Raw genomic sequence first — 24,262 nt, forward strand, 5'->3', positions numbered from 1 at the left:
AAAATGGACCTACTTGTTCGTGAAGCTTGGAGCTGCTGGCACCCGGCGGTCTTCGCCCTGCTTATTTCAATGATGTTGGCGGGAGGCCTGCGCGCCGAGCCCCTTGCCATCAGCGGCACCGGATCCTCCATCGCCACCATCAAACTGCTTTCGGTCGAATACCAGAGAATTCATCCCGATACCCAAATCACCATCATCGAACCGGCCATGGGGTCTTCGGGCAGCATTAAGGGGGTCCTGGCCGATGTTCTCCAACTGGCCTTCTCCGCCCGACCGTTGAAACCTGCCGAGCGGGAAGCCGGCCTCACACAATATGTTTTGGGTCGCACCCCTTTGGTCATTGCCGCGGCCATCGACAATGACCAAGCCAAGGGCTTGACCATGGACGAACTGGCGGCGGTCTATGACGGCTCGGTCAGCACTTGGCCCGACGGCAGCCGACTACGCCTGATCCTACGGCCTTCCACCGATTCCGATACCACCGCGCTGCGCGCCATGTCACCGAAATTGGACAAGGCCATGGATGCCGCCCTGGCGCGCAGGGGCATGGTCTTTCCGCCCACGGACCAAGAAGCCGCCGATTGGATCGCCCGCACCCCGGGTGCCATAGGCTCTTCGACCCTAGCCTTGATCGTTTCCGAGAATCGCCCCTTAAAGGCCTTGCCGTTGGCGGGTGTAGCCCCAACCTTGGAGAACCTGCGCAACGGCACCTATCCCCATACCAAGACCCTGCATGCTGTTACCCATGCCCAACCCGATGCAGTGGTTGGGCGGTTTCTGACCTTCCTGGCTTCGACCACTGGTCGGTCCTTGCTCGCCGAGGCCGGGTACTTGATGGTGGGAAATTAAGCCATGGCCCTTGCCGCGCGCACGGCTCGCGTCGTTACCTTGCTGGCTGCCGTTTCCGCCGTTCTGGTGGCTCTGGTCCTGCCCGCGACATACTACTTGGTGGCGCGGGCAAACTTGGATGCCCGTCTTCAGACCATTGCCCTTTATGACGCCGCAGCGGCGGAGCAATATATCAATTCCCGCACCGATCAATGGATGCTGGAGACTTCTCGCCTTCAGTTCATTGTCGAAGAATTGATCCGTCGACACCCCGATACAGCCATCGCCATTCTCGATCAACAGGGTCGGACGATCATTGATCATCCTCTGGCTTTGGCCCCCCCTGTAAAGACCTTTGTGGCGCCGATTCATGATTTCGGAGTCGAAGTGGGAACCTTAGTACTGAGCTACTCAGTTGACCAGATCCGCATAAAAACGATTATCCTGGCTGTGGGAGGCATCCTCCTCGGATTTCTGATATTCGTGCCGCTCCGTTTGGTCCCGCTGCGCGCCTTGCAACGGGAATCCCGACTACGCCTTGAAGCAGAACGGGAAACCGCCGCCAAATCCGCCTATTTGGAGAATATCCTACGCTCCTCGGCGGATATGGGCATCGTTGCCACCAATCTTGATTTCAGCATCGAGTATTTCAATGAGACGTCGGAAAAGATCCTTGGTTACAAAGCCTTGGAGGTTACCGGACGCTCGGCGTTGGATTTCCGCGACCAGGAAGGCATCGATCAATCTCGCATGGACTGGGTCGTCAACATCATCAGGGTGGAAGGGTCCCATACGTTCGAGTTTAAACGCCGATCCGGCGAGGAGACCCGACTCATCGCGGCACGGGTCAGCGGCATTTGGGACCCAGAGGGAGATCTGATCGGCTATGTCCTGCTCACCCGCGATATCACCGATGTCCGCACAGCCGAAGCCGCCCTGGTTCACAAAACCAGCGCCTTGGAACGATCCAACGCCGACCTACAACAATTTGCCTATGTTGCGTCGCATGATCTGCGGGAACCTCTGCGTATGGTCAGCAGCTATCTGGCCTTGCTGCAACGCCGTTTTGGCCTGGACTTGACCGAGGAAACCCATGAATACATAAATTTCGCCGTGGACGGCGCCACCCGTATGAACGACCTGATCGAAAGCCTGGTGCAGTATTCCCGGGTAGAGACCCACGCCCAGCCTTTGGCGCCCACCAAAGCGACGGCGGCTCTGAGCGAGGCGATGGAGAACCTCCATCTGACCATCACCGAAACCGGCGCCACGGTCAGCTTCGATGATCTCCCCGCCGTATTGGGCGATCCGGTCCAGATCATGCGGGTGTTTCAAAACCTGATCAGCAACGCTCTCAAATATCGCCAACCGGATCGAAAACTCGAAATCCACGTCAGCGCCACGACCAATGACGACCTGGCACAATTCACCATTCGCGACAATGGCCTAGGCATCGAGCCCAAGTATTTTGACCGCATCTTCGCTATCTTCCAAAGGCTTCACCCACGCGAGGATTATGAAGGGACCGGCATCGGCCTTCCCATCTGCAAACGCATTGTCGAACGCCACGGCGGTCGCATCTGGGTGGAAAGCGAACCGGGGGTCGGATCGGCGTTCCATTTCACCCTGCCCACCTCCTGATCCGGCATTTTCCGTTGACATCCCCCCTCCTCATCCCCTTATTTTAGGGCAGTCGATCACTGCAACGCACAGGAAACGGACCCAAACGATGACCGCCGCCATTCATCCGGTCATGATTCCGAACACCGAGGACGCCACCGCGTCCCGGGCTTCCTTGCGTCCTGACGTCTTTGCGTCGGGTTTGTTGCCGCACACCCTGCTTCTGGACGGGCTCCTTCGACTTACGCGCCCCTGAGCCGCGCACCATCGTCGCATGCCGACAGCCGCTCAGGGGATTGCCAACCCATCCCTATGATATTGCCTATTGAAGGAACCGAACCATGAACAGTATCCCTGAATCCGACCGGGTGGTTGTGTTCGACACCACCTTGCGCGACGGCGAACAATCGCCCGGCTGCTCGATGAATTTGGAAGAAAAGATCCGCGTCGCCAAGGCCCTGGAGGACATGGGCGTCGACGTGATCGAAGCCGGCTTTCCCATTGCCTCGGAAGGAGATTTCGAAGCCGTGCGCGAAGTGGCCAATGTCATCAAGAACACCACGGTCTGCGGCCTGGCCCGCGCGACCCGAGGTGATATTGATCGCTGCGCGGAAGCCGTTGCCAATGCCCCTCGCAAGCGCATTCACACCTTCATCTCCACCAGCCCCTTGCACATGAAATACAAATTGCAGATGGAGCCGGAAAAGGTTTTGGAGATGGTCACCTCCAGCGTCACCCACGCCCGCAATCTGGTGGACGACGTGGAATGGTCGGCCGAGGACGGGTCGCGTACCGAGCACGACTTCCTGTGCCGCTGCGTCGAGGCTGCCATCGACGCCGGGGCCGGAACCATCAATATTCCCGATACGGTCGGCTATGCCATCCCCGACGAGTTCTCGTCGTTGATCCGCATGCTGTACGACCGGGTGCCGAACATCGACAAGGCCATCATCTCGGTGCATTGCCACAACGACTTGGGTCTGGCGGTGGCCAATTCCCTGGCCGCCGTGGGCGCCGGGGCCCGGCAGATCGAATGCACCATCAACGGCATCGGCGAGCGGGCCGGCAACGCGGCCATGGAAGAAGTGGTGATGGCCTTGCGCACCCGCCACGACCATATGCCTTATGTGACCGGTGTCGAAACCACGCAGATCACCAAGGCTTCGCGCCTGTTGTCCAGCATCACCGGCTTCAACGTTCAGCCCAACAAGGCCATCGTCGGGGCCAACGCCTTTGCCCATGAATCGGGAATCCACCAAGATGGCATGCTGAAGAACGCCGAGACCTACGAGATCATGACCCCGGAATCCGTTGGCCTGACCAAGTCCACCTTGGTGTTGGGCAAGCATTCCGGCCGCGCGGCCTTCAAGGATAAACTGCGCGAATTGGGTTATGACATGGGCGACAACTCGGTCAACGATGCCTTCAAGCGGTTCAAGGACCTGGCCGACCGCAAGAAAGAAGTGTTCGACGAGGACATCATCGCCATCGTCGATGACGAAGTGGTGCGTACCAACGACCGGGTCAAGCTGGTGGCCATGGAGATCAAATGCGGCACCAAGCACAATCCGCCGGTGGCGGCGTTGGAGCTGGAGGTGGACGGCCAGATGCGCTCCACCGTTGGCAGCGGTGACGGCCCGGTGGATGCGGTGTTCAAGTGCATCAAGGAGATGATCCCGACCCAAGCCCGCCTGCAACTGTATCAGGTGCACGCGGTTACCGGCGGCACCGACGCCCAGGCGGAAGTCACCGTGAGGCTGGAAGAAGACGGCAAATCCGTCAACGGCCAAGGTGCCGACACGGACACCATGGTTGCTTCGGCCAAGGCTTACCTGAACGCCTTGAACAAGCTGTTTGTGAAGCGGGAAAAGAGCAAGCCGGAGGCGGTGGCCGTCTGACGGTCGCCCCGGTCGAAACGCGCCCCGTCGGCCCTTTCATGGGTCGGCGTGGTGCGACGACCTGCAGACCTCCCCCGGCAACCCGGGCCCGACCCGGGCGCCGCCGCCCCCCATGCCCCCACGAAAGCGCCCTCACCTCGGCGACCGAGCGCTCGCCCAGAGGTGATGTCGGAGTCATGCCTTGAAGGGCGAAAGCCGCATCGCCAGAATCCACTACTTTTGCCATTATTTCCAATACCATGCGCATTGAATATAGGTATGGCGAAAGGTTCGGGAGAATATTTTATGCACTGTCACCGTAATTCTATGCACTGTCACCGTAATTCGGGTGTCACCGTAATTCGGGCGGCCCGGCGGGCTTGATCGGCCTTGCGTTCCTCGTCCTCTTTTTACTTGAGCTGTTGGGCCTGGGCCTGCTGGCGGCGCTGGTCGGCTTCCAAGGATATGGTTCCCTTGGGGGTGGTGTTTCATTCGTGCTTTAGGTGTGATATAATAGGCACATGCAACTCGCCCCTATCATCCTGGCCATGTTTCTGATGGCCGACCCGCCGACGGGAACGGACAGGCCGTCCTCGTTCGAGGAAGGGACCGTGGTTCCGTATCCCATCCCGCCGGATATTTGTGTTGAAGTTCACTACAATGAAGGCATCAGAGACGATGACGTCAATGTTGGTATCCATCGCCCACCTTTGAGTTCCAAAGTGCTATGGGCACTGGAAAACGTAAGGCAAAAAGGTTGGGCGATACTGAGACGGTGCAGTCTCTCTCAAGCTTAGTAGCCATCCTCATCTCCTTCCAGAATCTCCAACGTATTCTCATCCAGCACCCGCTGCCATTGCCCGTCCGGCATGAGTTCCCAGACTGCGCCGAGTTCGTCTTCGATCCTTTCGCCCGGACGCTGGCCCAGGATTTCGGAGGGCGAGGGTTTTTTGTCTTCCAAGGATATGTGGCCCTTGGGGTTGGTGCCGATATGGCCACGGGGATTCGTTGATTTCAGGTGGCCGGATGGGTCCTTCGTACCAATCCAATTCTTGTCCGGTCCCTTCTCCGGTGTTTGGGCGATTTGCGCGCCGCCGTCGAGGGAGGCGGTGTTGTCGATCGCCGAGCCGTTGTAGTCGCCGTCGTTGCGACCGCCGGGGTTCGTGTCATCATGCCAGCTTCCAAAACCACTGTTGTTCCAGCCGCCGCTAACTGACAAGGTGCCGCACAGAGGTGATGTCGGAGCCATACCTTGAAGGGCGAAGGCTGACCTGCCGAATACCACTACTTTTGCAATTATTTCTTTTGCCGTGCGCGTTGAAAATGGGTGTAGCGAGGTTGGTTCGGGTGGATAATTTATGCACTGTCACCGCAACTTCTGCCGTGCGCGTTGAAAATGGGTGTAGCGAGGTTGGTTTGGGTGGATAATTTATGCACTGTCACCGCAACTTCACTGTCACCGCAACTTGTCACAGCAACTTGTCACAGCAACTTGTCACAGCAACTGTCACCGCAACTCACCAGGCAGGGCTCGAGCCCGTCAAAAAACGGCAAAAGCTGGCTCCGCCGCAGCCTCTTACGCAGCACCGGACGACCCGCCTCGTCGGCGCCATGGACTTGGAACAGGTTCTTGGCCAGATCAAGGTCGATCATGGTAACATTGCTCATTGGACGCTCCCGCTATTGGAAAGTTTCGACAACCTCCAGTATGGCTCATCACGAAGCCGATAGGGGGCGTCCATGCCATTACCGTAACTTGTCCGCAACTCATCGGTGGCGGTCCAAAGATACAGGGGCTTGGCAAAACAAGCTGGTGAGTTTTAGAATGGTAATTGGACTATCACTGCAAACGAATTCTATTAATGCAGGAGTGAGATGACGGGATTTACCTGCATTCCATCAATAACCCACTATATTCTTCTGTTATTACTTTTTTCTGGAATAACCTTCTCGATTGAAGCTCGAGAAAGTACCGTGCCCGTCGGACCGGAGCAGATGGAATTTGACTGTCGCCTCTTCGAATCCGAAAAAGCCTTAATTGAAACGAAAGCCAATACGAAAACACGGCTGTTCCTCGGTTTAGGCTATGCGACCGGACAATGTGGAAGCAATGATCCCCTGAAAGGCATTCGGCTCCTTCACGAGGTTTCTCGCAATGGCGACAATCCCTCGGTTCCGACAGCCATGCTGTTCCTGGGACTGGCCTACGACCAGGGATGGGGCGTCGGAAAGGATAGGGAAGAGGCACGATATTGGTTCCAAAGGCTTTCCTTGAGATTTGTGCTCTATGAGACTGGGAAGCTGCGCAGGCTGTTCACCTTTAGCAGATTCGCCCACGGCCTAGTGAAGATACCTCCTGTTTTGAACATGGAAGTTGAACAAGCCGAGCGCTTGCGACAAGGATCGACCAGCGACCTCATGGCTGCATACAAGGGACTGTGGACAGGAGAGGGCTATCCCCTCGATCATGGGGCTGCCAAGCGCATTTTACTTGTTGCCCTTAAAAGGCAATCTCCGGAAGCGCTTTACGAGTATGCCCGTCGCCAGCTTCGGAGGGAGCTCAACGACGTGGGTTCCCCGCGCGCCGAAGTAGTCTCGGCGGCCGAGGCCATGCTTGCCAAAGCAGCCTTGCTCGGTTTTGGGGCCGCGCAAAGGGACCTTGGCCTTCTTTGTGCCAAGAGTCCTCATCGGCGGCACTGGATTGATGCCGCCGCTCTCCTATACCGGGCACAGCGTCAAGGGCAAACGGGATTGGCATCACTTCGGGAGCTGCTGTCTGGAAAGCTAGCTCCCGAAGAAATCGCTCTCGCACAGGCGCGGGCGGAAACACAGGAACCCATATTCCTCTGTGAAGCCGACTAGCGCGTGTCGGGTCCAATCAGACCCGTTAGACACGCGCGACCTTATTGGAATCGATCACGTTTTTCATGTTTGATCGAATCCGATCAAACACGACGTGATCTAGCCCTGGACAAAGGAGGGCATTTCAACCTACTTCGCATCCATTTCCTTCAACTGCTCCCGGTACTTGTTGGCTTCGTCTTCATATATATCCTTGTGATGCCAAAGAGTATTTCGCTCTTCAACCAAGTCGTCGAATATTCGGTTTTCCCTCTGGGCTTGGCGATAGGCATCCATGGTTCCCATCGGGCCAAGAACCGGGATGTCGCCGGGATCGACTGATTTGAGAGCCTTCTCCAAAGATCTTCCTTTTGCTACCGCTCCAACGACCTTGCCTATGGGAACGGCAAATTCCGCCAGTCCCACCAACCCAGCATCGGCCTTACCATAGGACGACCTAGGCTCAGGACCCATAAAAGGGATTCCCAATAGTCGGTGGACATGATTCCCTTCCCTGGAATTTTAGGGAGGGGAAAGCCGATGCAGAGCCATCATTTCTGGTTGTCCGACAAACAATTCGAACGCCTTCAACCGTTGCTGCCGAACAAAACAAGAGGCGTCCCGCGCGTCGATGACCGGCGGGTGATCAGCGGCATCATCCATGTTCTTCGCCACGGCTTGATGTGGCGTGACGCGCCCGTCGCCTATGGACCGCACAAGACCCTGTACAACCGCTTCGTCCGTTGGAGCGAGGCCGGAGTGTTCGACCGGATCTTCGCCACCCTGGCCGCCGAAAGCACGGCCACCCATACGGTGATGATCGACGCCACCCATCTCAAGGCCCACAGGACGGCGGCGAGCCTGCTCAAAAAGGGGCTGTTCCCCGCCGTATCGGGCGCACCAAGGGCGGCCTGAATTCGAAACTGCATGCCGCCTGCGATACCGATGGAAAGCCCCTGATCCTGCTGCTGACCGAAGGACAAGTCAGCGACTATCGCGGCGCCGACACCATGCTCCCTGCATTCCCTGATGCCGACGACCTGATCGCCGACAGGGGATACGACAGCGACCGTTTCCGCCAGGCCCTGCTTGATCTCGGCATCGAGCCCTGCATTCCAGGTCGCTCGAACCGCAAAGAGGAAATCCTTTACGATAAAGCCCTCTACAAGCAGCGAAACTTGATCGAGCGCATGTTCGGTCGGCTCAAGGACTGGCGGCGTATCGCCACCCGCTACGACCGTTGCGCCCATACCTTCATGAGCGCAATCTGCATCGCCGCAACCGTCATCTTCTGGTTATGAGTCCTGAGCCTAGCGACACCTGCCTGCTTGTCGATCTTCTGGTTCAGTTCCTCGATTTTTGACTGGAGGGCGCGTGCGTTGTTTTGAGCTGCGGCAAGCTTATTCTTAAGACCGCCTTTTTTCTTCTCTATTTTCTGTTCTTCCTGCGCGTGCCTCCGCCGTTCCTCGGCCTGCTGTTGGTCTTCCTGGCGCTGCCGATCGCGTTGCTGCTGCTCGGCCATCATGTTGTGGTAGTCCTTGGACCGCTTGCCATCGCCACCGGGCAGGCCATGGTCGTCCGGGTCGCCGATGCCCGGCGGGCCGATATGGGGTTTGCCCCGGTATTCCCAGTCGCTAGTAGTGCTTGGTTTGTTGTCACCGCCCCCGCCCCAGGACTCATTCCAGTCGGTCTCATCCTCATCGGGGTTGCCGGTATCGAAGCCATCGAAGGCGCTGGGATCCTGGCCGCCGTCCGCCCAGTCGTCTCCGGCCTGATCGTCACCCGAATGCAGGTTCCCGGCCACATCGCCGGTATCGGAAACCGATGCCCCCGCCGACTGGCCGGAGGTGCCGCCCAAGGTATCGTTGTCGTCCCGGTCCTCCCAGAACTCCAGCAGCCCGGTCATGGGATTGATGGAGCCGCCGTCGGTGGCCAGGTGCAACAGCATGGCTTCCTGCTCGGTAATATGAGCCAGCAAGGTATCGCCGTGGCGGCCATGGTCTTGCAACAGTTGGCCCGCCGCCCGCCGGGCCAGGGTCTCGTCCAGCTCCCGGCGGGACTCGGGGAATGCGAAGGCCTGGCCCACGGCCCGGGCACCGCCGGACAGATCAACCTTACCCGGATAGGTTTGCTTGAACCAGGCGGTAACCCGGTCGCGGGCGCCCAAGGGGTCCGCGTGTCCGCCCACCATATAAGCCCGGCTCATCATCGCCCGGTTCACGTCGGTGGCGGTCTAAAGAGCCAGAGGCTTGGCGAGGATGCGGGCCAGGGCCTCGGGGGTGGTATCCCGGTCCAGGCGGTCTGCGTAGTCGCTTTCCGGCGCGAAGGTTCGAACGAGTCTGTCACGTTTCATTGGTTTGGGTCCTTTATCTGTTCATCGGATAATGCTCCGATATGTGGGATGCTATAGCCTATAAAGGCCTATTATACGTTGGTGTTCCCATGATCATTCGACTTCCCCCGCATCTTGTCAAGAACAAAAAAGGGGTATTACCGCCCATGGACCCAAAAAAATAGGCCCCATGCATTCATGCGAGCCAATATCGGAAAAATTACCTAGAAAATCATGCGAAGGGGGCAGCGCGGTGGGCTTAGCAGGCTGCTTCTGTAATCGAGTCATTTGAGTCAAGCTGATTTCCAAGCCGTCGGTTTGAACCTGGGGTATGTGGCGCCCTTTGCTTCTGTCCGCGGTCGACGTCGTCGCCGCATGATGGGGATCAAGGGGGATCGGGTGCAGCAATCTGAAAAGCGTGGTCTTGCGCCACTGCAGCCTGCGCGCTGTCATCCGAGCCCCGCGCGTCGCCACGCGTCCTGGCCGCCCTTCAGGCGATCTCGGTTTTCGTTGTGTTTAGATGGCGGTCTCCTCCTTGCGGTACTGGAAGTCCGTGCCGTCGATCCACATGCGATGCATGATTACGGCGAGACGCCGGGCAACGGCGACCTTGGCGCGTTTCATCCCGCGCCTTTTGGCGACCGCGAGCCCCCAGTGTTTGAGCCAGGACCAACGGCGGGTTCGAGTGAGAAGTGCATTGGCGGCCTCGAACAAAAGCCAACGAACCATGGCATCTCCGCACTTGCTGATGGGGCCGCTTCGGTCCTGCTCTCCCGAGGCGTATCTGCGTGGGACAAGCCCGAAGTGGGCGCCGACCATGACCGACTTTTGAAACCGTTCCGGCACGTCGAGTCCTGTCCTGAAAGCGAGGGCGGTAACCGGGCCGACGCCGGGAACGGTCATCAGGCGCCGGCAAACGCTATCATCGCGCGCAGCGGCATGAACCTGCCGGTCGAGCTTGTCGAGTTGTTCGAGCAAGGCTTGGCGCGCAAGCAAGAGCGGCTCGGCGGCTGCGCTGAGGTGCGGGTTATCAGCCGTCAATTCCCGAACCCGCGCCGCGAAAAGGCGTCCGCGCGCCATACCGACCTTGAGGCCGAAAGCTTTCAATGTTCCTCGTACCGTATTGGACAACTGACGGACCTGATGAACCAGGGTCTCCCGATGGGTCAGCACCATCCGGAGCTCCTGACTGCGCGCGGTCTTGACGTGGGTCGCGCGGTACAAACCGGTCCGCATCGCCTGGCTGATCAAGCGGGCGTCGCGACGGTCCGTCTTGACTGGGCTGGCGCTGGCAAAGGCCTTCATTTGCCGGGTCTCGATACAAATCACAGGGAGGCCCCGACTGGACAGTCCTGCGTACAGCCAAGGCGCCAGAGGGCCAGCTTCCAACCCAATTCGCGCAAAGCCACGCCCGCTTTCCTCGAGCCAAGTGGCGACCGCCTCGGGTGTGCTTGACACCTTGCCTTCGCGAATGACGGTTCCCTTTGCATCAATCTCACAGATCGAAATGCTTGCCATCGATACGTCCATTCCAACAAAATACTCCATAGCTGGTCTCCTCTGTTCCATGTCCAGGAATTGACCCGGATACTTGATCAAGACCGAGTGTGGAGACCAGCTGACTGTCTAGGCAATCCCTGACTGCTCGATTACCGCCATCTGAAAAAGTGTTGTTCTACGGCCCGCGTTACCCTTCGTCCCTCGACAAGCTCGGGATGAGGAAGCTCAGGGTGAGGCTAAGAGGCGGATTTAAAAGTATCCTTTAGATATCAAGGCAGTAGATTTTTGATTTGGCCAGGAAAGGCCGACGACACGGGGCGGCGCCCCGTTAGGAGGTCTTGACACCGCCAGAGCGGAAATATACGCCCTCGAGATCAAAGGAATACTTTTGAATCCGCCTCTAACATGTTGAAAGGTCGAAGGCCCTCATGCTGAGCTTGTCGAAGCATGTGTCGCCACAGGCTCGGAATCGGACTTTTTCCGCAGCCTGTTAAAGCGGAACCGGCTCCCCCCGGGCAAACAGGGCCGCGAAAAGGTCGGGATCGAACTGTCTTTGCCGGGCGTCGTCGGGGATCCAATGGGTTGGGACCGACCTGGCCAGGCCCCGCACCGAGATATCGTTGACGGTCTGGCGCATCAGCAAGGTCAGGCCATGGGGCTCGCCCGGCTCCACGGGTTCGGGCGGCGTCAGCCTGGGATGCGCGGCCACCGCATCGAACAACGATTGATCCATCTGGTTCAACGTGGCGATTTCCTCGGCAAAGGGTGTCACATCCAACTGATAGGCTGGCTCGGTGCGGTTGATGCGGTCGATGACCACATTGGGCAGGCCGCCCCATTGCAGATAGGATTCGCACAGATCGGCGATATGGGTCGAGGGCGCGGCCAGGGAAAAAGCCGTGCTCACGTTATTGATTGATTGTTCCATATTTATATTTGTCAATGCCTTATCAGCTACTTGACCCGACAACAACGCACACATCACATTGCGGTTCCGCGCTGCCTCGAAGTGCGCCCGAAAGCCATCCGAGGTGACCGGTTGGCGGTGACGCATGGCGTCGTAGGTATAGGCCGAGCGCACCCGGGAGATCGGGTCTCGCAGCACCGTGGCCAAATGATAGACATGGGAAAATCGCCGGTGAAAGCCGAACGGACGGTGGGATGCGATGACGCCGCCGTTCAGCTCGATATGGTCGGCGGTCATTTTACCTTCGTCATCCAAGCGCCCGATGAACGGGGCCTCGAATCCCGGATGGGCTCGGCGGATGTGATGAAACAGCAACCCGGCAGCGCCGCGCAGGGCGGAAAACACCGTCGAAGTACCGGTCTTGGGCAGGTGGTAAATATAGAGTCGGTTGAACGTGAAACTGCCCCGGCCCTGACGACCGGCCATCCAAGTAAAGGTTGCTCTCTCACCCGGCATGGAAGTCCCGGTCGTGAGTCAGCGACGGGATCATGCGGCGCACCTTTGTCCCATGATCCGGGTCGATCAAGGCGGTGACGATTCCCGGGTCCGGGCCACCGTCCACCAGCACTTTGCCCCAGGGGTCGATGATCAACGAGTGGCCGAAGGTCTGGCGGCCTTCGGCATGGGTGCCGCACTGGGCCGGCGCGACAACAAAGGAGCCGGTCTCGATGGCCCGGGCGCGCAGCAGGATTTCCCAATGGGCCTCGCCGGTGCGTTGGGTAAAGGCCGCCGGACCGGCCAGCATGAAGGCTCCCCGCTTGGCCAGGTCCCGATGCAGATGAGGAAAGCGCAGGTCATAGCAAACCGTCATCCCGACTCCTCCCCAAGGGGTTTCGGCCACCACTGCTCGATCCCCCGGTGTGCAGCGGTCGGATTCGCGATAGCTCTCGCCATTGGCCAAATCCACGTCGAACATATGGATCTTGTCATAGCGGGCGGTGATGTCACCTTCGGGATTGATCATATAGGACCGATTGGCCAGATCGCCGTCATCCTTGCGCACACAGACCGAGCCAACCAGCAGCCAGACCCGGCTGGATTTGGCTGCCTGGCGAAAGGCGATCAGGGCCTGATGGGACCCTTCGGGCTCGGCACCGGCGCGCAACCGGTCGATGTCCGGTTCCAGGCGGTCGGCGTTTTCCGGTAGGGCCACGAATGCCGCCGTCTCGGCCGCCTGATGGATCATCGACACCACACGGGACAGGTTTTCCGCCGTCTCACGGCCGTTGTTCAACTGTACACAGGCGGCAACGAAGCCCTGGGTCATGGTCAAACGGCTCCTAGCAATTTGTCCAATTCGCCGTCGAATTCCATGTCGAAGAGGTCGTCGCAGCCGCCGATGGAACGGCCATCGATGAATACCTGCGGCACCGACGAGCGGCCACCCGCCCGCTGAGTCATCTTTGACCGCAGGTCCGGCTTGCCCTGCACGTCAATTTCAGTAAAGGGCACGCCTTTCTTGTCCAGCAGGTTCTTGGCCCGATGACAAAACGGGCATATGGGCGTGGTATAGATTTCCACTTCGGCCATGGGTTGTTTCTCCTTCGAGGGTTATGGTTCCTCTTGCTCCGGTAATGATTTTACAGCGGGCACGGCGGATATGCCAGCCCGCTAGCGCCTGTCGGGCCCAATCGGAATCGATCACGTTTTTCGTGTTTGATCCAATCCAATCAAACACGACGTGATCCACGAGGCCTGCTATGATGTGGGGTGCACCACCCGGGCCAACGTCAGCAGATCGACCCCCGAGGCTCCGGCCTTTCTCAAGGCTCTAACACAGGCCGTCGCCGTCGCCCCCGATGTCAGAACATCATCGACCAACAGCACCCGGCGATCCTTGATGCGGGGTTCCGCTCGCGGTGCCACGGCAATGGCGCCGCTGACCGCTCGGCGGCGGGCCTTGGCCCCCAGGTGCCCCATGCGCGGGGTACGGCGCATACGCTTGAGACCTTGCGGCATGAACTCTTTACCACTCTGGTCGGCCAGGATTTTCGCCAAAAGGGCTGCCTGATTGTAGCGGCGGCTAAACAGCCGGGTCCAATGCAGCGGCACCGGCACGACCAGATCGGCATCATTCAGCAAGGCCTCGCCGGCCCGCACTATCCAGGCGGCAAAAACCTTGGCCGTATCGGTCCGATCCGCGTGCTTGAAAGACAGAATCAGGCCCTTGCTGGCATCGTCATAGGCCAGGGCGGCGCGCGCCCGATCCCAGGCCGGGGGCCGACGCAGACAGGCCCCGCAGACCATGCCCGCCCCCAAGTCCACTTCGAAAGGCTGGCCGCAGGTGGCACATTGGGGCTCGCCGAGGAAATGCATTTCCGACCAGCAATCGCCGCAGAGGGTGCCGGGATCAGCCACTTGAGTCCCGCAGGCCAGGCAGCGGGGCGGCAGCAACAGATCCAAGGCTTGCCCCACGAGGCGTCGCGCCGTGGTGGATGCGGGAGCCGTTTCAATCATGACCCCATTGGATTGGTGAAATCACCCTCTGTCAACAAGGGGTTCAAACGCTGCCCCTTTCGTGGCAGGCTGGTGGAGTGGAATCCAAGTTGTTATCCTTGTTCGGGGCAGGCCCCCTCGAAACCCATGTCCCTACCCTCTTTCGGTTTTTCATGGTCTCGCAAAAACGATCAGACGCTCATACCGCTATTCCCATCGTTGCCAACTTCTGTCTGGCGGGGCTGTTCACGCTGGTCAATTTGAGCCTCTGCTTGGCTGTTCCGCTGTGGCTTCTGCCTCTGGACATTGCTTGGGGCTGGCTGTTGATTCCCCTGGTGTTGACCACCCCGGCGTTCTGGGCCCTGATCCACGAATGCGTCCATGGGGTTTTTCATCCAAACCGAACAGTCAATAATGGCGTCGGGCGTTTTTTCGGCTGGCAGTTCGGGGCGCCATTCCGGGTCTTGCGACAGGCCCACCTGATCCATCACAAGGTCAGCCGCACCGCCATGGACCGACCGGAGGTTTGGAATCGTGAGGGGGAATCCTGGCTTGCCCGAGCGATAAACTACTATGGCAATCTGATCATCGGCCTTTATGCCACCGAGGTTTCGGCCTTGGTCCTGTGCTGGATTCCGCAGCCCTGGCTGGGCCGGGTGGTGCGGATCATCTTCCGGCCTCGGGACGAGGGATCGCCGGATGTGCGCGACTGGGCGGTCAAGCAATTGGTGGAAGACGGGCGTCATTGGGCCTTGCGCCTGGATGCTTTGATCATCTGCGTGCTCTATGGCCTGTCCTTCTGGCTTTATGGGGCGTACTGGCCTTTGTTGTTGGCGGCGATCCTCGGGCGGGGATTTCTGATCTCCTTCCTGGACAACATCTATCACTACGGCACGCCGCTGGACCAAATCCGCTATTCCCTGAACCTGTCGCTACCCGGTTGGACCTCGGCGCTGATCCTGCACTTCAACCACCACCGAACCCATCACCTGTTTCCCCATGTCCCTTGGCGTGGTCTGCCCGCGATTCATGCGGAAAAAGATCGGGGCTATGAGCAAAGCTACGCCTTTGCCGCGCTGAATCAGTTGAAGGGCCCCATAGCCATGGAGACCCTTCAACAACCCTGACGCTACAGGGTGGGCGAACCCGGAACCGGGATGTTACCAGCGGCCGCGACGGGGGGCGGTCACGGACTGCTGCTGTTCCGGGGTCAGGGATTGATAGAAATCATCGAAGGCCGGGCGCACCGACTGCATGGCGGTGAGCATGGCGGCCATGCCGGTTTCCATCTGCGCCATGCGCTCCACCGGCGTGGTGGCCGTCTTGGTCAGATCCGTATCGGCGCAGGTGGTCTTGAGATTTTCGGTGTTGTCGGCCACGGCTTTCTTTACCGCGTCCAGCTTGGCGGTCTGCTCTTCGCTCAGGGTCAGGCCACCGGTCATGCGTTGCAGCATCCATTCGGCTTTCTGTTCCATCTGGCCGCTGCACAACATCGTGGCGGGGCCGGCTCCCCGACCGCCAAATCCACCCATGCCATGACGACCGAACTTGCCGCCGCCGTGACGTCCGTAGCCCATGGGGCCTTGCCCCATCATCTGGCCCTGATTCATGTATCCTCCGCCCATGGGTCCACCCTTGGGGCAGCCGCCCCAACCATTGGCGTTGGCGACGGACAGGCCGATGATACCGACCAGGGCAGTGGCGGCGACGGCGGAAAGAATGACGGTACGACGTTTCATGGAAGGTCTCCTTGCTTCTCGGTTGATCGATCGGCAGGGTTTCGCCGCTGCCGTGGAAACCATGATGCGCATTTCCCGTAACAGCTCGGTTTCAGGAAAAAGCTCTTTTGGTAACGGCCTGTTACCAACACGCGGAATGTTACAGGCCGTTACAAAGTTTTTTGTCCCAGGTCCCAGGCGGCGCCTATAATCAAAACCATGACAACCGACACACCGCATATTCTCATCGTTGATGATGACCGGGAGATCCGTGACCTGGTGGTGCGTTTTCTGCGCGGCCACGGGCTGCGGGTGGACTCGGCCGAGGACGGCAAGGCCATGCGCCGGGCCATGGACAACGGGCGGTTCGACCTGGTCATCCTCGATGTAATGATGCCGGGCGAGGACGGCTTGACCCTGTGCCGCGAGTTGCGCTCCCGGTCATCCCTGCCGATCATCATGCTGACCGCCCTGGGCGAAGACACCGACCGCATCGTCGGGCTGGAGATGGGCGCCGACGACTATCTGGCCAAGCCTTTCAATCCCCGCGAACTGCTGGCCCGTATCAAGGCGGTGCTCCGCCGGGCCGGACCGGGTGGAGAGTCAGACCGCGTCGAGACCAGCGGCCTGCTGCGCTTCGAAGGCTGGAGTTTGGATACCGCGCGGCGTGAACTGCGCGACAAGGATGGGGTGCTGGTCACCCTGAGTGCTGGGGAATATGACCTGCTGGCGGTCTTCGCCACCCGGCCGCAACGGGTACTCAACCGCGACCAGCTTCTGGACCTGACCCGGGGCCGCGAGGCGGCACCCTTTGATCGCAGCGTCGATGTACAATTGTCCCGCCTGCGCAAAAAGATCGAGCCCGACCCGACCAATCCCGTGCTGATCAAGACCATACGCGGCGGCGGCTACATGATGGCCGTTCCCGTGACCAAGGAGTAAGCGATGAAACGGCTGAGCCTCGCCGGACGGGTCGCGCTTATCCTGTTGGCCGCCGTCCTGCTGGTACAGGCGGCAGTGGTGGCAACCTGGTTTGGCAAGTACCGGGAATCCTCCAAGGACCTGTTCGAACGGGCCAATCTACGGCGCATTGTCATGACCACGCGGCTGCTCGACGAACGGACCGACAAGCGTGAACGTTTCGCCTTGCTCGCCGCCATCAATAGTCCGACCCTTCAAGTCCGCCTGAAACAAAATCCCCCCGATCAGGACCGGGGCTTCGGCCCGCCGCATGTCCGCCGCGACATCTCCGAACGCCTGCAACGGGCCCTGCCCGGCCATGTGGTGCATGTGACCTTTGATTGGGGACGGCCCCAGCGCTTTCGCCCCAGAACCGAGCGCCACCGCTGGTTCGAAGGCGAACGGATGAAGCATCATCACCCCCATGACCGACCCGCCGCCATGAAAGGGCGAATGAAAAACCGGATGATGCCCGGCATGCCCGATTGCGATCCGGCCATCGAAGGAGACTGCCCGGATATCGACGCCGGGCCGGATGTGTTATCGGGCCGCATGAAGGCACTGATTGCCGTGTCTCTGAGTGACGGACGCTGGGCCGCTTTCACCGCCTCGCTGCCCGATCCCGAACGGGAATGGCTGATGCGGCTGGCCGGATGGAACTTACTTGCCGCCTTGCTGGCCGCCGTCTTCGCCTATTTCGCGGCGCGCCGCCTGACCCGTCCGGTGACCCGCTTTGCCGAGGGCGCCGACCGCCTGGGCCGCGACCTGGACGCACCGCCTTTGAAAGAATCAGGCGCGCCGGAGATGCGCCGCGCCACCCGCGCCTTCAACCGCATGCAGCAACGTCTAAAGCGCTTCGTCGATGACCGCACGCTGATGATCGCCGCTATCTCCCATGATCTGCGCACCGTGCTCACCCGGCTACGGCTGCGGGCGGAATACATCGCCGACGATGAGCAACGGATCAAGGCCCTGCGCGACCTGGACGACATGGCCGAAATGCTGACCGCGACCTTGTCCTTTGCTCGCGACGACGCGGCGGAAGAACCCACCGACCGGGTGGATCTGGCCAGTCTGGTGCGCAGCCTTTGCGACGATCTGGCCGACGCCGGACAGCCGGTCACTTTCGTCGGCCCCGACAGCGCCATCCTCACCTGCCGCCCGGTGGCCCTGCGCCGGGCCTTCGGCAATATTTTGGACAATGCGATCAAATACGGTGAGCGGGCCGATGTGACCCTGACCACGTCGGACGAGGAGATCCGTATCGCCATCGCCGACCGGGGGCCCGGCATCCCCGACGACCAGAAGGAAGAGGTCTTCCGGCCATTCTATCGCATGGAAAGCTCCCGCAACCGGGAAACCGGCGGCACCGGCCTGGGTCTGGCCGTGGTGCGCAACATCGTGCATCGCCATGGCGGCGAAATCGAACTGCGCGACCGGGAGGGGGGCGGATTGGAGATCGTGGTGGGGCTGCCGGTTTGAGGAAGACTCCTTATTGAATGGGCGCACGCCAGAACATTTAGGTTAGGGAATGTCACCGTAATCGACCCAAATCGGGAACATACGGAGCAGAAGGCTTTGGCAGCTTTGGATGAGACGATGTGGCAGTAGTACGGGTTAGCTACAGCCCCTCGTTTTTCCACCAGGCGCTGGTGGTCAGTTCCTCCGGCCAGCCTTCCGGTGGGGGATGGCTGGCGACAAGGTCGTCGGGATCCAATCCTCTGTTTCGCACTCTTTCTTCCCATTGGGTGCGCAAACTGCTGGGTAGCCTGGTCCCACACCAGGGACAATAGGGCGCGGGAAGGATGCGGATCGGTTGAAAGTCCACCCGCTGCTCCGGATCGATGATCCGAAAGCCGTATTCCCGCGTGTGGGGGAGGTACCAGTACATAACCCTGGCATCGTCGAAAACAAACCCTAATGAATAGCAGAAATGCGGGGGTTCTTCCTGGCAGCGCCGATATCCGGGAAACCGATGGTCGATGGGGTCATAGGAGTGGAATGGCGGTTGCGTCTTGTCTTCTTCCAATTCTTCCTTGTTGACGGTTTCACCGATGCCCCGCTTCAACCACCATTGTTCGCCGCGCATGGACCGGGGGCCGATCCGGGCATCGAAAACAATATCCGGAAACAGATGGCCAAGGCCCATCTCCTCTTCAAGAATGTTGTCCCGTATCTCATCGACGCTGCCCGGCAGATATGCGCCGGTGAACGGACAAAAACTTATCGTGTGGCCAGGGCAGACTCGTCGTTTGGTTGGGGGAAAAGACTGCCGCCGGGGAAGGTTCTGCGGCTGAAGGTCCGGGACTATATACACCCGATTCGTCGGGCTGTACACGAGCCCCACCGTTGGATCAGCCACCGCCGCCTGCAGATCCGGGCTTTGATCAGAAAGACGAAATCCCATGATGCTCCTCGTGAACAAATAGGCGGCCCGAAGGCCGCCCGTGTCGATTGTTATGCATACCATTTCTGCCCGTTTTGGCCCAGGAAGAAGACTTTGATCCACTTCTCCTTATCTCGCGGCGTGACTCTTCGTCCGGTAATCGGATCGAAGGCGCCGAGATGTTCGCCTTTCTTGTCGAACTTCTCGATCTGCTGCTTGTGACGTCCCCCTCCGCCGTGGTCCCAGGTGTAGATGTTGCCGTCCTTGTCTTTCCTCCGCCCGTCCTTTTCCGGCTTCAGGCTCTTCCAGACATAGCTCTCCGAGGGCGAGATTTTGCGGTTGATCGGGTCCTTCGCCACCTCCTGCTCGATCCGGCGGCCTGCCGCCTCGTACCATTCGTCATATCCGGATTGCCACTTTTCCTGGCCCTTCTTGCCGTTGGGCAGGATCTGGTCCGGTCCCTGGCCTTGCATGGTGACATAGGTATCCTCCGGCTGCGTCTCATGGATCGGTCGACCGGGCGTCTGGGTGTCGACGGGCGGCGTGGGTTCATCGACGATCATGCCATCGTCTTTCTCAGGCTGTCGCGCGGGATAGGTTTCGATCCCATGGCCTTCGGGCATGGGGGTCGGCTCAAGGCCCGGTGCCGGCGGCATGGGGTCGGCGATCTCAGTTCGGGTCATCTTGCCGTCGAGGTACTTGCCGAGATTGGATTGGGGCATCAGGTCGAACCGAGGATTGCCATCGGCATCACGGCCGTTGGGAACCGCGACCATCCCGGTGTTGAGCGTTTCACCGGTCGCCGGATCTTTTCCATAGACTGGGTTGTACAGATCGCCGGGGCCATGGTCGAAGCTCAGGTCCTGGCCTCCGACCTGTACGTCGTGCGTCTGCCGCCCTTCGTTGTCCGGAATGACGGCGCCACCAATGGCGCCGCCCGCGCGACCCAGGACTTTGGGAGCAACTTTCTCGGCGCCCTTGGCATGGCCCGTGGGCGCGCCGACTTCGCTGTTGAGCTTGTAGAACGCGGTGGTTTCGGTCTGGATATCCTCGTTGGTCCAGTAATCCTCGGCCCAATGGAGGCGGCGCTGATCCGCATGGGTGCGCTCGGCCACCGGTTTGGCGCGGATGGCCTGGATTTCCTCCGGCTTGAGCGGGGCCATGCGGTCCCAGGTATCCTCGGGATCGGTTTGGAGCGGAGGCGGGCTCTGGGCCAGGACCTGTTCGACGTGGATGGGCGTTTCCTCTGGCCTGCGCGGGATGGCGGGTTGCGGCGCCGGTTGCACGGGCGCCACACCCCGCTTGCCGCCGCCCGCGCCTCTTGGTTATAGTCGGACCATGCGCCAAATGCTTGCCTTTATGGGGATGCTTCTCGTCTGGCCCCTGCCCCCCGCCCAGGCGGACTTCGCGGCGGGCATGACGGCCTATGAGGCCAAGGACTATGCGACGGCCCATGGGGAATGGTTGCCGCTTGCCGAGGCCGGGGAGCCGAGGGCGCAATATTGGTTGGCCGATCTGTACCGGTTTGGCACCGGGGTCGAGCAGGATTACAAGGCGGCCATTGAATGGTACAAAAAGGCGGCCCGGCAAACCGGGGATGGCGATACCATGCGGCGAGCGGTCTATGCGCTGGGGTATATGGTGAAGCGGGGTCAGGGAACCCCGAGAAATATGGACAAGGCTGAGTGTTTGTATCGGGTGTCGGCGGAGAATGGCTATGCGAATGCGCAAGCAGCGTTGCATGTGCATTTGAGAAACAAGCCAGGAATTGACCCAACCGCACTCGACTGGGCTTATCGTGCTGCTGCACAGGGGAATAAGAGGAGCCTATTTATCATAGGTAATTTGGATCTGATAAATCCTTATGTTGAAAATTCTATAGGCTATATGCGACTGTTCCTTTCTGCAAAAAAGGGAGCACAAGACGCTAGAACCATGATCGAAGAGGCACGCAACTCGACGAATCCAGAAGTCCGCATTTCCTTTGCAGAAGGGAGGAGTCTAGCACGAGGTTGGCAGCCCGAATTCGAACGCGTTCCTGAACCGCCAATCCTCACACCAGAACATTGTTGGCCGTGAGCCTTACCTCTCTTGATCTTTCTCCTGTTGGTCGGGTTTGAACAGTTCGTCAAGGGCAACTCCAACCATTCGGCTCTGCACCTCTTTGCTCACATCATTGAGATACTTTCCGCCGCTGGCGACCAGGTCCTTGGTGGCGAAAGCGCGGACGGCGTCCCGTTGCTCCCGGCTCAACATGAACAAGGCCTCCTTCGACCACTTCCGGCCATAGGCGCCCATAGCCTTGTTCAGGCTGTTCTTGGCATGGGCCGAGAACACACCGTAGGTCAGGGCCTCGGCGGGGTTGGCGCCGGATTTCAGGGCCCGGCCGATACTCTCCTTGACCGTGTCGTAGGCCAGTCCCTGTTTGGCCAGGCCGCGCGCCATCCAGGCCGAGGTCACGTCCGGCATCACCTTGGCCAGCAGCTTGCCGCCGCCCTTCTTCAGCAGGGTATCGAGCTTCTTGATCTTGGCGGCGCTCAGACCGGCCTTGCCCAAATGTTCCAGGGCCGCCGTGTCGTCGCCGCGTGACAGGGCGACGCCAGCCTTGACAAAGCCTTGACCGACATCGAGAGCGGTTCCAACCGGCGTCACCGACACCATGATCGCCGCTGCCTCGGCTTCGGTTTCCGACAGGCCATAGTCTTTTATCAAGCCTTCCTTGAAGCTCTTTTCCCAGTCTGCCTTTTCCAGCTCCATGTGGGCGTCGCGCGCCTGTTGCGCCGCTTTGAGGGAGTTTTGCCGGTGCCGGGGGTCTTCCGCCTGGGCTGCCATATTGCTGTTGGGACTGGCGCTATTGCCGCCACCCTGGCGATGTTCCCAATAGGCTTCGTTCCCCGCACGGATCTCTGAAGACAGAGCGTTGTAGGCGTCAGGGTCGGTGGCCTGGAGACGGCTCAGGTGCTCATGATGGGCATGGCTGCCCGGTGCCGGTATTTCCAGATGAGGCGCGGGTGTCGGCGTTGTTCCGCCGGTTTCGGGCCCATCCTGCATCGGCGGCATCCAATACGGATTGCCGCGCTTTTCCCGTTCCTCGTGAATATCGAGCTTCGTGCCGTCGGGTGCGGTCCAAATACCATTGGCATCGATGTCATCGCTGGATTCAAATTTCAAGTGCAACACCGATTGATTTGGCGAATGCCTCGATTGGCGTGAGGAAACCGAGGCATTTTCGGGGCGTTGTGTTGTAGGTCCATGTGATGTCCTCGATGTCTTGATCGGAGAATTTGATGAGGCGAATGTGCCTGGGCAGGCTGCGGCGCAGGACGCCGTTGGCGTTCTCGATGGAGCCGCGCTGCCAGGGGGAATGGGGATCGCAAAAGAAGGCGCGCACAGGCAGGCTCTTGTGGTCGTAGAACTCGCCGCCGTTGTCCAGGGTGACGGTTTTCCGGGCCCGTTTGGGCGCACGGTTGAGCAGCCTGGCCAGCGCCTCGGCGGTGGTGCGGGCGGTTTTGTCTGGAAGGGTCGCGGTGAGCAGCAGCCGAGACCGCCGCTCGATACAGGTGAGCAAACAGGCCCGTTGCTTGCGGAAGTGCACCAAGTCGGCCTCCCAATGGCCCGGCTCGGCGCGCAGATGGGCCTTGGTCGGACGCATATGGATCGGCATCCGGTCGGGGATCGGCGGATCGCGCCGCCCTTTTCGGGCCCGTCGTCCGCGACGGGATTTGGCCTGCGGCAACAGGCGGTGGAGCTTCCGCCGCCGCCCGTGGGGCCCGTAGATCCAGGCATAGATTGTCTCGGCGCTGATGGTATGCTCTGATCCTTCGAGCTTGAGCCTTCCGGCGATCTGCTCCGGGCTCTGTTCCATAGCAAGTGCATCCAGGATGTGGGTTTTCAGAGGGCTCAAGCGCTCGATTTTCGGCAGGCGGCGTTTGCGCGCCCAGGCCATGCGCTCGGCCATGGCCGGCTTGTATCCGGCCCGGGGCAGCGCGTTGCGCTTCAATTCCCGGCCAATGGTCGAGGCCGAGCGGCCCATCAGCCGCCCAATGGCCCGTTGAGATTTACCGTCTGCATGCAGACGGTAAATCTCGCATCTTTCGTCCAAGCTGACGTGTGCATATCTCTGTCCCATAGCGTTCCCAGCATACCTGGGTGGTGCACTTGGGGTCTGAATCTAGGATCGCGGTTTTGGCTCCAATAGGGGGAAGCCGCCTTCCCATCGTATCCGGCGGTGTGGACATTCGGATCACGGTCCAGGTCGTCGATCTTGTTGCCAAATTCGTCGTACCATTGGCCGTCGTCGCCCATCGAGAGGCCGTTCGTTTGCCGGGCGTCGGGACCACCTTCCCAGCCGGTTCCGGCCTTGTGCGCATTTGGGTCCTTATGGGGATTGTCGATGCGGCGCCCCTGGGCATCATACCAGTTTCCATGCTCATCCATGGAGCCCCCTTGGGCCGGATCCCCGAGCCCAAAATGCGCCTCGACCAGGCGCACATAGTCCGGATCGGCATCGGGCCCGAGGCGCTTGATCACATCATTGGCGCGCTGGCGGTTGATCCTGGCGTCTTCGGCGCGGGCGCCATCGGCGCCGAAGGGGGCATGGCCCGTGGCATGACCCGTGGGCGCGCCGACTTCGCTGTTGAGCTTGTAGAACGCGGTGGTTTCGGTCTGGATATCCTCGTTGGTCCAGTAGTCCTCGGCCCAATGGAGGCGGCGCTGATCCGCATGGGTGCGCTCGGCCACCGACTTGTCGCGGATGGCCTGGATTTCCTCCGGCTTGGGCGGCGCCATGCCGTCCCA

At 60.0% G+C, this 24,262-nt stretch carries 23 protein-coding genes and 1 pseudogene; 9 read left to right on the forward strand and 15 right to left on the reverse strand.

Going from position 1 to position 24,262, the window contains the following annotated elements; all coding sequences use genetic code 11:
* Positions 1 to 3 precede the first annotated feature (3 nt).
* The 3 genes from MGMAQ_RS14035 (at position 4) to MGMAQ_RS14045 (ending at position 4,346) form a co-directional block, all read left to right on the forward strand.
* On the forward strand, positions 4 to 849 hold the full coding sequence (locus MGMAQ_RS14035) for a PstS family phosphate ABC transporter substrate-binding protein (RefSeq protein ID WP_052716408.1): 846 nt from the start codon (positions 4 to 6) through the stop codon (positions 847 to 849).
* A 3-nt stretch (positions 850 to 852) separates the two neighbouring features.
* Positions 853 to 2,469 (forward strand): ATP-binding protein, encoded by a 1,617-nt coding sequence (locus MGMAQ_RS19765; protein ID WP_052716409.1) that lies wholly within the window; start codon positions 853 to 855, stop codon positions 2,467 to 2,469.
* 320 nt (positions 2,470 to 2,789) lie between these two features.
* A complete protein-coding gene (locus MGMAQ_RS14045) occupies positions 2,790 to 4,346 on the forward strand; it encodes a 2-isopropylmalate synthase (RefSeq protein ID WP_046022029.1) in 1,557 nt (518 codons plus the stop codon).
* 772 nt (positions 4,347 to 5,118) lie between these two features.
* On the opposite strand, the gene MGMAQ_RS14050 is transcribed toward MGMAQ_RS14045, so the two are convergent.
* Both MGMAQ_RS14050 and MGMAQ_RS14055 read right to left on the reverse strand, forming a co-directional pair.
* Positions 5,119 to 5,574, reverse strand: coding sequence for a hypothetical protein (locus MGMAQ_RS14050; RefSeq protein ID WP_148560796.1), 456 nt, complete (start codon positions 5,572 to 5,574; stop codon positions 5,119 to 5,121).
* 260 nt (positions 5,575 to 5,834) lie between these two features.
* Positions 5,835 to 5,993, reverse strand: a pseudogene (locus MGMAQ_RS14055) (IS110 family transposase); the annotation flags it as partial.
* A gap of 207 nt (positions 5,994 to 6,200) precedes the next feature.
* On the opposite strand from MGMAQ_RS14055, the gene MGMAQ_RS14060 reads away from it, so the two are divergent.
* Positions 6,201 to 7,187 (forward strand): tetratricopeptide repeat protein, encoded by a 987-nt coding sequence (locus MGMAQ_RS14060; RefSeq protein ID WP_046022031.1) that lies wholly within the window; start codon positions 6,201 to 6,203, stop codon positions 7,185 to 7,187.
* A 129-nt stretch (positions 7,188 to 7,316) separates the two neighbouring features.
* Here the strand turns inward: MGMAQ_RS14060 and MGMAQ_RS14065 are convergent, their stop codons facing one another.
* Positions 7,317 to 7,640: a hypothetical protein gene (locus MGMAQ_RS14065; protein WP_046022032.1), complete on the reverse strand. Its 324-nt coding sequence runs from the start codon at positions 7,638 to 7,640 to the stop codon at positions 7,317 to 7,319.
* A 66-nt stretch (positions 7,641 to 7,706) separates the two neighbouring features.
* Between MGMAQ_RS14065 and MGMAQ_RS20475 the strand changes: the two genes are divergently transcribed.
* Positions 7,707 to 8,467, forward strand: a protein-coding gene (locus MGMAQ_RS20475) for an IS5 family transposase (protein WP_148560966.1) whose coding sequence is annotated in 2 segments (ribosomal slippage) — positions 7,707 to 8,027 and positions 8,030 to 8,467 — 759 coding nt in all. Because the reading frame shifts where the segments join, the coding sequence is not laid out codon by codon here.
* Here the strand turns inward: MGMAQ_RS20475 and MGMAQ_RS14075 are convergent.
* The 6 genes from MGMAQ_RS14075 to MGMAQ_RS14100 all read right to left on the reverse strand — a co-directional run bounded on the left by MGMAQ_RS14075 (position 8,398) and on the right by MGMAQ_RS14100 (position 14,422).
* The gene (locus MGMAQ_RS14075; RefSeq protein WP_158498866.1) at positions 8,398 to 9,387 is read right to left on the reverse strand and encodes a hypothetical protein; all 990 of its coding nucleotides are present in this window, start codon (positions 9,385 to 9,387) and stop codon (positions 8,398 to 8,400) included. The genes MGMAQ_RS20475 and MGMAQ_RS14075 overlap by 70 nt on opposite strands.
* Before the next feature lie 627 nt (positions 9,388 to 10,014).
* Complete coding sequence (locus MGMAQ_RS14080; protein WP_046020119.1) at positions 10,015 to 11,046, reverse strand: IS110 family transposase; 1,032 nt, start codon at positions 11,044 to 11,046, stop codon at positions 10,015 to 10,017.
* 442 nt (positions 11,047 to 11,488) lie between these two features.
* Entirely contained in the window at positions 11,489 to 12,421 is a 933-nt protein-coding gene (locus MGMAQ_RS14085) for a hypothetical protein (protein WP_148560968.1), read from the reverse strand.
* The gene (locus tag MGMAQ_RS14090) at positions 12,411 to 13,232 is read right to left on the reverse strand and encodes a carbon-nitrogen hydrolase family protein (protein ID WP_046022036.1); all 822 of its coding nucleotides are present in this window, start codon (positions 13,230 to 13,232) and stop codon (positions 12,411 to 12,413) included. Before MGMAQ_RS14090 ends, MGMAQ_RS14085 begins: the two co-directional genes overlap by 11 nt.
* Positions 13,233 to 13,234: 2 nt before the next feature.
* Positions 13,235 to 13,495: a glutaredoxin 3 gene (gene grxC / locus MGMAQ_RS14095; RefSeq protein ID WP_046022037.1), complete on the reverse strand. Its 261-nt coding sequence runs from the start codon at positions 13,493 to 13,495 to the stop codon at positions 13,235 to 13,237.
* A 168-nt stretch (positions 13,496 to 13,663) separates the two neighbouring features.
* Complete coding sequence (locus tag MGMAQ_RS14100) at positions 13,664 to 14,422, reverse strand: ComF family protein (RefSeq protein WP_046022038.1); 759 nt, start codon at positions 14,420 to 14,422, stop codon at positions 13,664 to 13,666.
* Between the two features lie 152 nt (positions 14,423 to 14,574).
* Between MGMAQ_RS14100 and MGMAQ_RS14105 the strand changes: the two genes are divergently transcribed.
* Positions 14,575 to 15,528 (forward strand): fatty acid desaturase, encoded by a 954-nt coding sequence (locus tag MGMAQ_RS14105; protein WP_046023358.1) that lies wholly within the window; start codon positions 14,575 to 14,577, stop codon positions 15,526 to 15,528.
* A 33-nt stretch (positions 15,529 to 15,561) separates the two neighbouring features.
* Here MGMAQ_RS14105 and MGMAQ_RS14110 read toward each other — a convergent pair whose 3' ends face one another.
* Positions 15,562 to 16,140: a Spy/CpxP family protein refolding chaperone gene (locus MGMAQ_RS14110; RefSeq protein WP_046022039.1), complete on the reverse strand. Its 579-nt coding sequence runs from the start codon at positions 16,138 to 16,140 to the stop codon at positions 15,562 to 15,564.
* A 198-nt stretch (positions 16,141 to 16,338) separates the two neighbouring features.
* On the opposite strand from MGMAQ_RS14110, the gene MGMAQ_RS14115 reads away from it, so the two are divergent.
* Positions 16,339 to 17,061, forward strand: a complete 723-nt coding sequence (locus tag MGMAQ_RS14115; protein WP_046022040.1) for a response regulator — start codon at positions 16,339 to 16,341, stop codon at positions 17,059 to 17,061.
* Positions 17,062 to 17,064: 3 nt separating this feature from the next.
* Positions 17,065 to 18,561 carry an ATP-binding protein gene (locus MGMAQ_RS21430; protein ID WP_046022041.1) on the forward strand — a complete coding sequence of 499 codons (1,497 nt, stop codon included), beginning with the start codon at positions 17,065 to 17,067 and terminating at the stop codon, positions 18,559 to 18,561.
* 139 nt (positions 18,562 to 18,700) lie between these two features.
* Here the strand turns inward: MGMAQ_RS21430 and MGMAQ_RS20780 are convergent, their stop codons facing one another.
* Entirely contained in the window at positions 18,701 to 19,588 is an 888-nt protein-coding gene (locus MGMAQ_RS20780; RefSeq protein WP_148560969.1) for a hypothetical protein, read from the reverse strand.
* Positions 19,537 to 20,751: a colicin E3/pyocin S6 family cytotoxin gene (locus tag MGMAQ_RS14130; protein ID WP_158498868.1), complete on the reverse strand. Its 1,215-nt coding sequence runs from the start codon at positions 20,749 to 20,751 to the stop codon at positions 19,537 to 19,539. The genes MGMAQ_RS20780 and MGMAQ_RS14130 overlap by 52 nt, the downstream gene beginning before the upstream one ends.
* A 61-nt stretch (positions 20,752 to 20,812) precedes the next feature.
* Here MGMAQ_RS14130 and MGMAQ_RS19775 point away from each other — a divergent pair, with 61 nt between their 5' ends.
* Complete coding sequence (locus MGMAQ_RS19775) at positions 20,813 to 21,544, forward strand: tetratricopeptide repeat protein (protein WP_052716411.1); 732 nt, start codon at positions 20,813 to 20,815, stop codon at positions 21,542 to 21,544.
* Positions 21,545 to 21,547: 3 nt separating this feature from the next.
* Here the strand turns inward: MGMAQ_RS19775 and MGMAQ_RS14140 are convergent, their stop codons facing one another.
* The 3 genes from MGMAQ_RS14140 to MGMAQ_RS14150 are packed head-to-tail and all read right to left on the reverse strand — an operon-like array spanning position 21,548 to position 24,253.
* Positions 21,548 to 22,636: a hypothetical protein gene (locus tag MGMAQ_RS14140; protein WP_046022044.1), complete on the reverse strand. Its 1,089-nt coding sequence runs from the start codon at positions 22,634 to 22,636 to the stop codon at positions 21,548 to 21,550.
* Positions 22,626 to 23,567 carry an IS30 family transposase gene (locus MGMAQ_RS14145; RefSeq protein WP_158498870.1) on the reverse strand — a complete coding sequence of 314 codons (942 nt, stop codon included), beginning with the start codon at positions 23,565 to 23,567 and terminating at the stop codon, positions 22,626 to 22,628. The genes MGMAQ_RS14140 and MGMAQ_RS14145 overlap by 11 nt, the downstream gene beginning before the upstream one ends.
* Positions 23,498 to 24,253, reverse strand: a complete 756-nt coding sequence (locus tag MGMAQ_RS14150; protein ID WP_046022046.1) for a hypothetical protein — start codon at positions 24,251 to 24,253, stop codon at positions 23,498 to 23,500. The genes MGMAQ_RS14145 and MGMAQ_RS14150 overlap by 70 nt, the downstream gene beginning before the upstream one ends.
* Positions 24,254 to 24,262: the final 9 nt, after the last annotated feature.

It is taken from the genome of Magnetospira sp. QH-2, from assembly GCF_000968135.1.
In the GTDB taxonomy this organism is placed as follows: domain Bacteria; phylum Pseudomonadota; class Alphaproteobacteria; order Rhodospirillales; family Magnetospiraceae; genus Magnetospira.

Coding starts and splice junctions, on each gene's coding strand:
- MGMAQ_RS14035 (WP_052716408.1), top strand. CDS start 4: ATGGACCTACTTGTTCGTGAAGCTTGGAGCTGCTGGCACCCGGCGGTC.
- MGMAQ_RS19765 (WP_052716409.1), top strand. CDS start 853: ATGGCCCTTGCCGCGCGCACGGCTCGCGTCGTTACCTTGCTGGCTGCC.
- MGMAQ_RS14045 (WP_046022029.1), top strand. CDS start 2,790: ATGAACAGTATCCCTGAATCCGACCGGGTGGTTGTGTTCGACACCACC.
- MGMAQ_RS14050 (WP_148560796.1), bottom strand. CDS start 5,574: ATGGCTCCGACATCACCTCTGTGCGGCACCTTGTCAGTTAGCGGCGGC.
- MGMAQ_RS14060 (WP_046022031.1), top strand. CDS start 6,201: ATGACGGGATTTACCTGCATTCCATCAATAACCCACTATATTCTTCTG.
- MGMAQ_RS14065 (WP_046022032.1), bottom strand. CDS start 7,640: ATGGGTCCTGAGCCTAGGTCGTCCTATGGTAAGGCCGATGCTGGGTTG.
- MGMAQ_RS14080 (WP_046020119.1), bottom strand. CDS start 11,046: ATGGAGTATTTTGTTGGAATGGACGTATCGATGGCAAGCATTTCGATC.
- MGMAQ_RS14085 (WP_148560968.1), bottom strand. CDS start 12,421: ATGCCGGGTGAGAGAGCAACCTTTACTTGGATGGCCGGTCGTCAGGGC.
- MGMAQ_RS14090 (WP_046022036.1), bottom strand. CDS start 13,232: ATGACCCAGGGCTTCGTTGCCGCCTGTGTACAGTTGAACAACGGCCGT.
- grxC (WP_046022037.1), bottom strand. CDS start 13,495: ATGGCCGAAGTGGAAATCTATACCACGCCCATATGCCCGTTTTGTCAT.
- MGMAQ_RS14100 (WP_046022038.1), bottom strand. CDS start 14,422: ATGATTGAAACGGCTCCCGCATCCACCACGGCGCGACGCCTCGTGGGG.
- MGMAQ_RS14105 (WP_046023358.1), top strand. CDS start 14,575: ATGGTCTCGCAAAAACGATCAGACGCTCATACCGCTATTCCCATCGTT.
- MGMAQ_RS14110 (WP_046022039.1), bottom strand. CDS start 16,140: ATGAAACGTCGTACCGTCATTCTTTCCGCCGTCGCCGCCACTGCCCTG.
- MGMAQ_RS14115 (WP_046022040.1), top strand. CDS start 16,339: ATGACAACCGACACACCGCATATTCTCATCGTTGATGATGACCGGGAG.
- MGMAQ_RS21430 (WP_046022041.1), top strand. CDS start 17,065: ATGAAACGGCTGAGCCTCGCCGGACGGGTCGCGCTTATCCTGTTGGCC.
- MGMAQ_RS19775 (WP_052716411.1), top strand. CDS start 20,813: ATGCTTGCCTTTATGGGGATGCTTCTCGTCTGGCCCCTGCCCCCCGCC.
- MGMAQ_RS14150 (WP_046022046.1), bottom strand. CDS start 24,253: ATGGCGCCGCCCAAGCCGGAGGAAATCCAGGCCATCCGCGACAAGTCG.